10 protein-coding genes are annotated in these 10,593 nt (G+C 60.7%); 6 read left to right on the top strand and 4 right to left on the bottom strand.

The features are described 5' to 3' along the window. Positions 1 to 419: 419 nt before the first annotated feature. The 3 genes from ACRC1E_RS11955 to ACRC1E_RS11945 all read right to left on the bottom strand — a co-directional run bounded on the left by ACRC1E_RS11955 (position 420) and on the right by ACRC1E_RS11945 (position 2,958). Positions 420 to 1,523, bottom strand: a complete 1,104-nt coding sequence (locus ACRC1E_RS11955; protein WP_438515319.1) for a hypothetical protein — start codon at positions 1,521 to 1,523, stop codon at positions 420 to 422. After that, positions 1,516 to 2,427 (bottom strand): transglutaminase domain-containing protein, encoded by a 912-nt coding sequence (locus ACRC1E_RS11950; RefSeq protein WP_438515318.1) that lies wholly within the window; start codon positions 2,425 to 2,427, stop codon positions 1,516 to 1,518. The genes ACRC1E_RS11955 and ACRC1E_RS11950 overlap by 8 nt, the downstream gene beginning before the upstream one ends. A gap of 276 nt (positions 2,428 to 2,703) precedes the next feature. Continuing rightward, positions 2,704 to 2,958 carry a hypothetical protein gene (locus tag ACRC1E_RS11945; protein WP_438515317.1) on the bottom strand — a complete coding sequence of 85 codons (255 nt, stop codon included), beginning with the start codon at positions 2,956 to 2,958 and terminating at the stop codon, positions 2,704 to 2,706. 159 nt (positions 2,959 to 3,117) lie between these two features. Between ACRC1E_RS11945 and ACRC1E_RS11940 the strand changes: the two genes are divergently transcribed. After that, the gene (locus ACRC1E_RS11940; protein WP_438515316.1) at positions 3,118 to 3,990 is read left to right on the top strand and encodes a peptidoglycan-binding protein; all 873 of its coding nucleotides are present in this window, start codon (positions 3,118 to 3,120) and stop codon (positions 3,988 to 3,990) included. Between the two features lie 71 nt (positions 3,991 to 4,061). On the opposite strand, the gene ACRC1E_RS11935 is transcribed toward ACRC1E_RS11940, so the two are convergent. Then, positions 4,062 to 4,859 (bottom strand): alpha/beta fold hydrolase, encoded by a 798-nt coding sequence (locus tag ACRC1E_RS11935; protein WP_438515315.1) that lies wholly within the window; start codon positions 4,857 to 4,859, stop codon positions 4,062 to 4,064. A gap of 79 nt (positions 4,860 to 4,938) precedes the next feature. On the opposite strand from ACRC1E_RS11935, the gene siaA reads away from it, so the two are divergent. The 5 genes from siaA to dsbD all read left to right on the top strand — a co-directional run bounded on the left by siaA (position 4,939) and on the right by dsbD (position 10,534). After that, on the top strand, positions 4,939 to 6,978 hold the full coding sequence (gene siaA, locus ACRC1E_RS11930; RefSeq protein ID WP_438515314.1) for a biofilm regulation protein phosphatase SiaA: 2,040 nt from the start codon (positions 4,939 to 4,941) through the stop codon (positions 6,976 to 6,978). Positions 6,979 to 6,987: 9 nt separating this feature from the next. Next, entirely contained in the window at positions 6,988 to 7,530 is a 543-nt protein-coding gene (gene siaB, locus ACRC1E_RS11925) for a biofilm regulation protein kinase SiaB (protein ID WP_438515313.1), read from the top strand. Between the two features lie 18 nt (positions 7,531 to 7,548). Beyond that, positions 7,549 to 7,932, top strand: a complete 384-nt coding sequence (gene siaC, locus ACRC1E_RS11920; protein ID WP_438515312.1) for a biofilm regulation phosphoprotein SiaC — start codon at positions 7,549 to 7,551, stop codon at positions 7,930 to 7,932. A 5-nt stretch (positions 7,933 to 7,937) separates the two neighbouring features. Then, positions 7,938 to 8,720, top strand: a complete 783-nt coding sequence (siaD, locus tag ACRC1E_RS11915) for a biofilm regulation diguanylate cyclase SiaD (protein WP_438515311.1) — start codon at positions 7,938 to 7,940, stop codon at positions 8,718 to 8,720. Positions 8,721 to 8,797: 77 nt separating this feature from the next. Then, complete coding sequence (gene dsbD, locus ACRC1E_RS11910) at positions 8,798 to 10,534, top strand: protein-disulfide reductase DsbD (RefSeq protein WP_438515310.1); 1,737 nt, start codon at positions 8,798 to 8,800, stop codon at positions 10,532 to 10,534. Positions 10,535 to 10,593: the final 59 nt, after the last annotated feature.

The following is a 10,593-nucleotide window of genomic DNA, read 5'->3' as shown; positions in this document are numbered from 1 at the left end:
ACAAGGGTGGGTTAGGTGTTAGGCCGCAGGCCGTAACCCACCAACTTGTTTGCAAGGCACAATACTTCTGTGGGTTACGCCGCCGCTGGCGGCTAACCCACCCTACAAAACCTCACAAACCCGCCGCACACATGGGGAGTCGCCCCACCCCGTAGCCGCAAGCCGAGGTAAAGGCGGCCGCCAAGGTTTTAAGCCGCCCCTTGTTCGAGCAATTTGACGCTAGCAAATTGCGAGTTGGGCGGCGCCTTGGCGGACGGCTTTGGCGCGGGGTTTCGAAGCGGCTTCGGGTCGCCTTTTCTTTCGGTTATTTCTTTTGGCGAGACAAAAGAAATAACCCCGTTGGCCGCGCGGAAGCGGCAATCAAAAACGTCCGCGCAGCGGACTCCAACTCGAAATACGCTTTGCGAAGTCACTCGCGACTAAGTACTTCGCGCCCTGTCCCGCTGCAAACGCTCCAGCGCCGCCTGTGCGGCATCAGACGGACTTGCCCCACGCTTGATCTCATAGGCCAGCAGACGCTCTACCATCGCCGCATCGCCACCGACTGCGCGCAGCAATTGGGCGTAGGCATCGAGGTTGACCTGTGCCCCGCCACCCGCCGGCCCGCGCGCCGTACGTTTCGCCGCCACCGTGCGACGGCGCAGCGGGAAGGCAAACAGCAACACCGCAGTCACCGCGAGCACCTGCGCGACAAACTTCACATCGTCCCGCCAGACGGAGGCGTCACCCGGCAGCGGATCAGGCGTCGCAACTGGCGGCGTGTCCGGCGTGTCCTGCACCGGTGGTGTGTCTGGCACCAAGCCCGGCAGGCGGGTCACGGTACGCTCGTCACGCTCGGCCGCGTCCCATACGGCCGAGGCCACCGGCTGCGCGGCGTCGAGACTGGCGGCGGGGCGCTCGACACGGAACAGCAGCGTGTAAGTGCCGACCCCTTGCCCGAGCACGCCGCCGCGATTGACGTAGCGCCCCGGCGGCAAATCCGCCCCCGGCCTGAACCCGCTGTAACTGCCCAGCGTGCCGTCTGCGTGGGCGACCAGCACATAGCCCGCGTCGTCGCGCGCCTCGGTCTGCACCACGATGCCGTCACGGGCGACGCGCACCGCCTCGCCCAGCGCCGCCCGTCCCTGCGCCTCGCCACCTGCCAGCGCCCCCATGCTGGGGATGGGCCGCAAATAGGCGTAGCCATCCTGATGCTGCGCCGACGCAAGGCCGGGCCGGCTACGACGATTGAAGCTGACCTGCGCACCCGGTGCCAGCCTGATTTCGGCGATCAGCCGGCGCACTTCTTCCGGCCTGATTTCGACCTGCATAGGCCACGCTTGCGTCGAGGATTGCACCGCCCAAGCCGGCGTGACTTCGATATGCACCGTCTCTGCCCAACGGCCATTGCCCGATAGCGCCAACTGGGTACGCCCATCGGGCAGGTGTTCGATATGCAGTTCGGCCGCCCACAAGGGCGCACAGAGTAGCGCCCACAAAAGCCCCAGCGCCACACGTCCGTAATGCCAGCCATGCTTAGTCAAGGCGCTGCCCTCCTTTGACCAGATAGGTGGCTTCAATGCGGCCGGTATCCTTCTCCACCCCCAGACCGGAATTTTTCGCGGTCGGTTCCAGCGCGAAACAGTTGCCGGCACCGGCAATTTGACGGCCCGCTTTGCCGCGCAGTGCTTCGGGTGTTTGCTCGAAGCAGGCCATCGGGTAGACATGGCCCGGCTCGAACACCATCACGCTGCGGATACCCAGCGTTTCGAGCAGGCTGACGGCGAGAATGGTCTTGTCCTCACAGTCGCCGGCCGTTGCCGCCAGTGTCTGCCGTGGCGGCTTGATATAGTCGCGCCCGCCATCCGGATCGTTGCGGTAGTCGATACGGTCGGCGACGAAGCGCGCAATGCTGTCCGCCTCGCAAGCCTGATCGCGCACGGCGCAGCCTTTAACCAGACGCGATGCGAGCACATTGATTTCCGGGTCGCGCGCATCCACGGCAGCCAGATAGTCGCGGTGCGGGTCGCCGCGCAACGGCCCGGCCACGCCGGATAAGGGGGTAGTCATGTTTGCCATTTGCAGCGCGCCCGCCTCCGGGCTGCGGTCATACAGCAGCAGGCACACACTGACGCCGAACATGGCGAGCATCACCTTCCAGCCGGCGTCGAAGCTGGCCCGGTAATAACGCAGCACCAGCCAGGCCAGCATCACCGCCACCCACAGCGAGGCGGTTCGGCCGACGTAGGGCATCGCCCACTGGCTGGCAGGCAAGGCCAGCACCAGTACGCCCAGCAGCACCAGCAGTGGCGGAGCCTGTCGTGTAGCGGCGGCCAGCAGCGCACCACAATGCCCGCACAAGGGGCGACGCGCTGCCGCCTGCTGCTGGTCGACCCGGTTGCTGCGCCCGCACTGCGGACAGCGGCAATAAGAGAATCCTTCCGGCATCAATTCTCCAGCCATGCAATGTCAAATTCATGAGAATGGACATGATACGCCAAGCAGGGTGTCACACAGATCTTCCACACGCGGCTGACGCTGCCTGTACGGAAGACGCCAGCGTCCCGGTCATTGCCGGCAAGGCATATGTCTCTGCGTTGGCTATACAAAACAAGCGAAGCAAGCGCGTCTATATCGCTGCGTACAGAGCGCTGGGCAACTTAGGCAGCCAGCCTCGCCCGCCGGTAAGCACGATACATGCAGCGTATCGGCTGCCACTCACAGTTACTCCGGCAAACGCACGATCAGCCGTGCAAACAGCCATGGCGGCAAGGCCAGCAGCAAGGCGGCGATCGCCAGTGCAACACCACCCGGGAGCCCCAGGCCGGAGGCGAAGCTGAACGCCAGTGCCTGACATGCTTCAAGCGGGCCGCGCACAAGGTTCACCCCGCTTAAGCCGTGATAGCCGCCAAGCAAGGCCGCCTCGGCGTACAGCACCGCCACCGATACCACCGTGGCAAGCCAAATCCGTTTTTGCATCTTCACTTCTCCTTGTGTTTTCGGCGCGCGCTTGCCGCCATCCATGCCGGTCTTGATATGCACAAAGGATAACACTGATGCCCGTCGCTGCCACGCCATGCGCCGCAGGCTTCCATCCCGAGCTGTCCTAGACTGGGTTTTTGTATCCGGTAGCCCGCCATGAAACCCCTTGCCGATATCGTCGCCTCGCTCGCGCCCAAAGCCAAAACCGACTACCTGAGTGCGCTGCGCCAGAGCGATGCCTTGCTGCTACAGCACGGGCTGACAAGCGCACTCAGGCGTGGCCATTTTCTCGCCCAGATGCTGCATGAAACCGGCGGCTTCAGCATCCTGCGTGAAAACATGAACTACAGCGCACCTCGGCTTGGGCAAATTTTCGGGGTGGGCAAGCATAGCGCCGCCATCACTGCTGCCGAGGCGGCGAAGCTCGCCGGCCATCCGGAGGCGATCGCCGAGCGGGTCTACGGGCTGGGCAACCCCTACAAGGCCAGAGAACTGGGCAACACCGGGGCCGGCGACGGTTTTCGCTTTCGCGGCAACGGCATGCTGCAGACCACCGGTCGCGGCAATCACCGCCGCATGGGTCTGGCCTGTGGCGTCGATTTCGAGACGCACCCCGAGTGGGTGACGCTGCCCGAGCACGCCCTCAAGCCGGCACTGGCCGAATGGAGCGAAAGCCGGCTCAACGACCATGCCGACAAGAACGATATCCGCAGCATCACCAAGAAGATCAATGGCGGCTACAACGGGCTGGCCGATCGCCAACTATGGTTTTCCAGACTGTGGCCCTTGCTGCAGGATAGCGGGCTGGCCGCATGGCAAAACGCCGACACCGATAGCGACACGCGCTGGCTGCAGCAGGCACTGAACGATCTGGGTGCAAGGCCGCAGCTAAGGACTGATGGCCGCTATGGTCCGGCCACCCGCCGGGCGGTCATCGCCTTCCAGAAAGCCGCCCGCCTCAAGGCAGACGGCATCGCCGGGCCGGTCACGCGCGAGACCATGCGCTTGCGGCTGGCGACGCTCAGATAGACAAGCCCGGCCAGCAAGACCGGGCGGAACACACTGGCCAACAGGAAACAGGCGTCGAAAGCCGGGATAGATTAGCGCGCTGCTTCCATACGGCCAATGATGTCCACAATGTGCCTGCCGGTTTCTACCGGGTGCTCCATTGGGAATAAATGCGTGCCGTTCTGATGTACGACCTTCAAGCCAAAATGGTGCTGCATCCAGCGCAAGTCACCCGCCTTGAGCACACCGGACTGCGTACCGGCCACAAAAACACCCGGTACTTTTAGCTGGCCACGATAAGACGGGTGATCATGCGGCAAGGTTTGGTAAATCGCATGTTCGATTTGCGGGCGGAACTTCAGCCGCCGCCCGCCTTTACCGTTGTCTTCACTGCCGTAACGCGCATAGTCGGCCAGGCAATCGGGGTCCCAGCGTGCAAACAGCGCCTTGCGCGCAAAATAATCATACATTCGCGCCTCATCGGCCCAACTGTCGCGCCGCTGCAGCGTGTTCTTGCCCGGGGTCAGCTTATGGATGAAGCCCAGCTTCTTGGCCAGCCAGATGCCGTGCGAGCGCATCGGCCCCATCAGGGGTGAATCCAGGATAACGATGCCGCGAAACAGGTCGGGACGCAAAATGGCCGCGTAAAACATCATAAAGCCGCCCAGCGAGTGGCCAACGCCGTATACCGGCGCCGGGTAGTGCGTCTCGATAAAAGCGATGGTTTCACGCACCAGATGCGGCCAGCAATCACTGACCGGAAAAGCCGGATTATGACCGACCGTATCCAGATAGCCGACCTGATAATGCCCTTCGAGTACGGCCAGCATCTTGCGGTAAGTGCCGGCCGGGAAACTATTGGCGTGGGCAAAGTGTAGGTATGGCTGCATAAGGAATTCGCTGGCTATATAAACAATTAACAAAAACAATTAGAATGCATAAAAATTCATTGCTGGTTCAACAAATAGCATGCGTGTTTCACTCGCCCAGTTTAAGCCCGACGTCAATACACTGTTCAGAACAGTACGCCGCAAGGCGGTTGTTGCCGTCTTGCTGGCGGCACTGGGGGTGCTGCTGCTGGCACTGCTGGCCGGCGGTATGCTACTGGACAGGGCGCGTCATCACTTTGCCTCTTCCTACATCGTTGGCCATGTCGAACTGAAGCGGCTCAACCTGCTGGTCCCCATTCAGCGCGAACTGGTGCTGGCGCAGAAGATGGCCGACTCCCCGACCACCCGTGCCTTTATGCGCAATGATGACGATCCGGCCATCAAGCGGGCTTTCTTTGCCGAGGCCGAGTCCTTTCGCCGTCTATTTGCCGATCACTCCTACTTTGCCAGTAGCAGCGGCTCGCATCATTTTTACTTCAACGACAGCATCAAGCCCTTCAGCCCGCGCGCACGCTACACACTGTCAAGACAAAATCAGGCTGATTCGTGGTTCTTTGCCAGCCTCAAGCAGCAGAATGCGTTCAACCTCAATGTCAATTACGACCAGCATGTCAGGGTCACCAAGGCTTGGGTCAATGTCCGGGTAGCGGAAAATGGCCAGCCATTAGGCATGGTCGGCACCGGTTTTGAGCTGACCCGTTTTTTGTACGATTACGTACAAAACGCAGAGCCTGGCGTCAGCAGCATGATTATTGATAGCCAGGCCAGCATTCTGGCCCACCCCGACCCGGCCCGCATCGTCTACAACGCGACCGGCAAACAGGGGCAGGACAAACCGACACTGGCCCGTTACCTCTCCGGTCACGATGATGCCCGTGCACTGCAAGGCGCACTGACACGCCTGAGTTCCGGCGCCAGCACTCAAGAGTCCCTTTCGCTGACGCTGGACGGCAAGCCCCAGCTGCTGGCCATTTCCATAATCCCCGAGCTGGAATGGTTTGCCGTCTCGGCCATCGATCCGACAGCCAGCCGGGTGGTGGATGGCACGCTGGTATCGGGTGTCGTCATTGCCATGCTGACACTGGTGTTAATGACGCTATTGCTGGTCGTGCTGGGTTTTGATCAGCTCCTGCTCAAACCGATTGCCCGGCTGACCGCGAGCGTCAGGCAAATGGCTGCGGGCAACTATACCGCCAAGGCATCAATGCCGCGCAATGACGAGATCGGCGAGTTGGCCTCGGCCTTTGACGAGATGGCCCAACAGGTGCAAGCCCACACACAGGAGTTGGAGCATAAGGTCAGCCAGCGCACCCAACAATTGACCACGGCTAACCTTGTCCTGTCTGACGCCAACCGCAAGATCAACGACAGCATACGTTATGCCAGCCTGATCCAGCATGGCATCTTGCCGGAACGCGCCCTGCAGGACACCCTGCACAACAGGCATCTGTTGCTGTGGCGGCCACGCGATGTGGTGGGGGGTGATTTTTATTTGTTTACCCCCACCGCGCAAGGCTACCTGTTCGGGCTGATTGATTGTGCCGGCCATGGAGTATCCGGCGCCCTGATGACCATGCAGGCCTACGCTGCCTTCCAGAGCGCGCTGGATGAAGGCTCTGCGGAAGATCCTGCCGACCTGCTAAGCCGGATGGATGATGCCGCCCGCACCCGCTTCAGTAGCGACGCGGCCAACGCCCAGGTGAGCACCACCATGGATGCCGCCCTGTGCCATATCAATTTTGCAAGCGGAAACTTCACTTTTGCCGGTGCGCACATGGATCTTTATACCGTAGACGGTGAAGGCGTCACGCTGATCCGCGGTGCACGGCGGGCACTAGGCGAGAAGCGCGTCATTGAAACGGCCAACCACCAGCATCCCCTGCGCGCAGGCTTGTCCCTGTACCTCAGTAGTGACGGTTTGCTCGACCAAAATGGCGGAGAGTCCGGCTACGGCTTCGGCAGGCGACGCTTCGAGGCCGTACTGGCCGGGCTGCAGGCTTTGCCTTGGGCACAGCGCAGTGCACGCCTGCAAACCATTCTGGCCGACTACCAGCAAGACAAGGCCCAGTTGGACGATATCGCCGTGCTGGGCACCGATGCGAGTCCGAACCCAATCTAAGGAGGCATGATGAAACCTCAAGACCTGCTCGCGCTACGCGAGACTTTCGATCGCAATGCGATCCTGCTCAGCTTCAACGGGCCGTTTTCCGCCTCCCTGATCGAAGAGATCGGCCTGGCTTTGCGCCGTCACCTTGAGGCACTGGAGGCCTCGCCCTCGTCGGTTGCCGATGTATTCAGTATCTATATCGAACTGACGCAGAATATCCGTCACTATGCGCGGGAAAAACAGCTGCCGGAAACCATGGCCAGCGGCACGGTGGTCATTTCCCGCGGCAGCGACGGGCATTACGAAATCTGTGCCGGCAATATGGTGCACTACGCCGACGGCGAGGCACTGTGCGGTCGAGTCGCACAACTTGCCAGCATGGACAAGGCGGCCCTCAAGGCGGCTTACAAGACCCAACTGCGTGCGCCGCGCGATGCGGGTGCCAGCACCGGCGCCGGGCTCGGGCTGATCGATATTGCACGCAAGGCTCATCAGGCGCCACTTGCCTGCCTGCAAAAACTGGATGGACAGTTCGGTTTTTTCAGTTTGCAAGTCACGCTTTGAGCAATAGGAATCCTTGATATGAATGATCTGAATATTGCAGCGACGGCATCAACACCGCATATCCGTACCGATTTTTCCAATGGTGTGCTCCACATGTCCGGCGACTCTTACCCGGAAAATGCTTTCGAGTTTTTTCAGCCGACTCTTGATTGGGTCAATGCTTTTCTGGGTGAAACCCAGCATCCGCTTAGGCTGGAGTTTGCCCTGCTCTACCTTAACACCAGCAGCATCCGCATCATGATGGACATCCTCGACTGCGCCGAGGAGGCTTTTCAGGATGGCCGCGATGTCAGCCTCGTCTGGCATTACCAGCCGCAAAATGAACGAGTCTCCGAACTGGCGGAAGAGTTCAAGGAAGACTGCACCTTCCCTTTCAATATCACGGCGGCTGAAACGATATAAGAGCTATGGCATCTTCATCCCAGTTGGAACAGACGATCAGCAGCTTGCTGGCAGACCCGCAGTGGCAAGACCACCCGCTGCATGATGCGCTGAGTATGCTGTTCAGCCGCTATCGCACCGACACCGAACAGCTTGAACGGCTGACCCGTATTTCCGACCGTTACCAGAAGGCAGAGTACGACAGAGGACTCAGCTATGCCGAGCGTCATGATGCGCAGCTCAAACGCCTTGAGCGCCTGCTGCGCATTTCGGATCGCTACCAGCACTCGCTGCAGGAGCTCAATAAGGAACTGCGCCAGCAATCCGAGCACGACGAACTCACCGGCCTGCATAACCGCCGCTACCTGCTGGCACGCTTGCGTGATGAACTGGCACGCCAGACACGGGGTGGGCCGGCCTTTGCCGTTGCACTGGGGGATGTCGATCATTTTAAACGCATCAATGATCTGGCCGGCCATGAGGCTGGCGATCTGGCTTTGTGCCGGATTGCCGGCGTATTGCGCCATCGCCTGCGACAGACCGATGCATGCGCACGCTGGGGCGGAGAAGAATTCCTGCTCCTGCTGCCGATGACCAGCAGACATGACGCCGTGCATGTGGTTCAAGAGATCATGCACGCTGTTGCGGCACTGGAAATCAGCCCTGCGCCCGGCCTGTCCGGCCTGACCATGAGTTTCGGGCTGGCTCATTCCGGTAATCACACCGCCATTGAGTCCCTGCTGTCGTGCGCCGATCAGGCCATGTACCAAGCCAAGGATGCCGGGCGCAATCGTCTGGTGCTGGACTAGGAAGGGACTTGCCAAGTCTGCCATAGGGACAGGACAATGCACACATGTCAAAATCACACCTTATGCAGCGTTGGTACATGCGTGTCTTATCCCTGTTATGCCTGCTGCTGACCCTCTTCAGCAGTGCGGCCCATGCGCTGAGCCAGGAGGACCTGCTCAGTCAGGAAAAAGCATTTGCCGTCACGGCCGAGCGTCAGGGCGGTGTCGTTCTGCTGAACTTTACCGTTGCGCCGGGTTATTACCTGTACCGCGACCGCATCTCGGTCACGAGTGAACCACCCGGCTTGCTAGGCAAGCTGGTTTTTGCGCCGGGCAAGGTCAAGGACGATCCGTATTTTGGCCTGCAGACCATCTATACCGGCAAAGTCACGCTGAGCGTGCCTCTGGCCGCGCATGCGCCCGAGGCTTTGACACTCAAGCTCAAGCTGCAAGGCTGTGCCGATATCGGCGTCTGCTACCCGCCGGATACCCGGACCCTCAAGCTGGGCCAGTCACTGCTGCCTGACTGGCTCACCCAAAAGCCGGCCAATACGCAAACCCAGTCGCCAGACAGCGATTTGTCGGCACAAGGCTGGCTGGCCACCCTGTCGACTTTTTTCATTGCCGGCCTGGGCATGGCGCTAACCGCATGCATGTATCCGCTGCTGCCCATCCTCTCGTCGCTGATCGCTGGGCAGGGGCACACCCTCACCCGCCGTCGCGGCCTGATCCTGTCGCTGGCCTATGTGCAGGGCTTGGCGCTGACCTACACCGTGGTGGGCGTGATTGCCGGGCTGACCGGCTCATTACTGACCGTCTGGCTGCAGCAACCGCTGGTGATACTTGGCAGCAGTGTGCTGCTGGTGGTGTTTGCGCTCTCGATGTTTGACCTTTACAGCATACAGTTGCCGGCCACCTGGCAAAGCCGGCTGGCCAACACCTCCAACCGGCTTAGCGGCGGCCATCTGGCAACCGTCACGCTGATGGGCATTTTGTCGGCCTTGCTGATCGGCCCTTGCGTCGCGCCTCCTCTGGCACTGGCCTTGGGGTATATCGGCGCGACAGGAGACGCAGTACTGGGCGGCGCGGCACTTTATATGATGGCACTGGGGCTGGGGCTGCCTTTGATACTGATCGGCACTTTTGGCGGCCATATCCTGCCGCGCGCCGGGGCATGGATGAAAGGCATCAAGGCCGGCTTCGGTGTCCTGATGCTGGCGCTGGCGCTTTATCTGGCCACCCCTTTTCTGCCTGCATTTGCCGTTTTGGGCTTATGGGGCGCACTGGCCATAGGCTGTGCCGTTTTCCTCAAGGGCTTTGAAGCCTTGCCCAGCAATGCCGGCGTAGCAGGAAAACTAGGCAAGACGCTGGGCGTCATGCTGTTTTTACTGGGTAGTGCACAGCTGATCGGCATGCTGGCCGGCGAAACCAACCCGCGCTATCCGCTTAAATGGCTGGCCGGGCAGCAGGCGGCCGCACAGGGCACGACCCAGCCATGGCAAAGCATAGAGAATACAACGACACTGGATCAGGCGCTGGCCAGTGCCGCTCAAGCCGGCAAGCCGGCCATTCTCGACTTTTATGCCGACTGGTGTGTCAGCTGCAAAGAGCTGGAAGAGATCACCTTTAAGGACCCGGCGGTGATGGCAAAGCTGGAAGGCTATACCCGCTTGCGTGCCGATGTGACTGCCAACAATACCGAGCATCAGGCGCTGCTCAAGCGCTTCGGTCTGTTTGGCCCGCCCGGCCTGATTGTTTTCGATGCCAGCGGTAAAGAACAGCAGCGCATCATCGGCTTTATCGATGGGCCGGCCCTGTTAAAACGACTACCCTGAAGTAAGCTGAAGTCAAGGGCATACCTGACACAACCGGACGCTAGTCCGGTTTTTTGCCT

It is taken from the genome of Craterilacuibacter sp. (genome assembly GCF_051659485.1).
Taxonomy (GTDB): Bacteria; Pseudomonadota; Gammaproteobacteria; order Burkholderiales; family Chromobacteriaceae; genus Craterilacuibacter.
The sequence above is the reverse complement of the archived record's forward strand: the minus strand, read 5'-3'. Positions and strand labels throughout refer to the sequence as shown.

Excerpts from the sequence above, each read along its gene's own strand:
- siaB (WP_438515313.1), top strand. The coding sequence starts at position 6,988 with ATGAAACCTCAAGACCTGCTCGCGCTACGCGAGACTTTCGATCGCAAT.
- dsbD (WP_438515310.1), top strand. The coding sequence starts at position 8,798 with ATGCGTGTCTTATCCCTGTTATGCCTGCTGCTGACCCTCTTCAGCAGT.
- siaD (WP_438515311.1), top strand. The coding sequence starts at position 7,938 with ATGGCATCTTCATCCCAGTTGGAACAGACGATCAGCAGCTTGCTGGCA.
- siaA (WP_438515314.1), top strand. The coding sequence starts at position 4,939 with ATGCGTGTTTCACTCGCCCAGTTTAAGCCCGACGTCAATACACTGTTC.
- ACRC1E_RS11950 (WP_438515318.1), bottom strand. The coding sequence starts at position 2,427 with ATGCCGGAAGGATTCTCTTATTGCCGCTGTCCGCAGTGCGGGCGCAGC.
- ACRC1E_RS11945 (WP_438515317.1), bottom strand. The coding sequence starts at position 2,958 with ATGCAAAAACGGATTTGGCTTGCCACGGTGGTATCGGTGGCGGTGCTG.
- ACRC1E_RS11940 (WP_438515316.1), top strand. The coding sequence starts at position 3,118 with ATGAAACCCCTTGCCGATATCGTCGCCTCGCTCGCGCCCAAAGCCAAA.
- ACRC1E_RS11935 (WP_438515315.1), bottom strand. The coding sequence starts at position 4,859 with ATGCAGCCATACCTACACTTTGCCCACGCCAATAGTTTCCCGGCCGGC.
- siaC (WP_438515312.1), top strand. The coding sequence starts at position 7,549 with ATGAATGATCTGAATATTGCAGCGACGGCATCAACACCGCATATCCGT.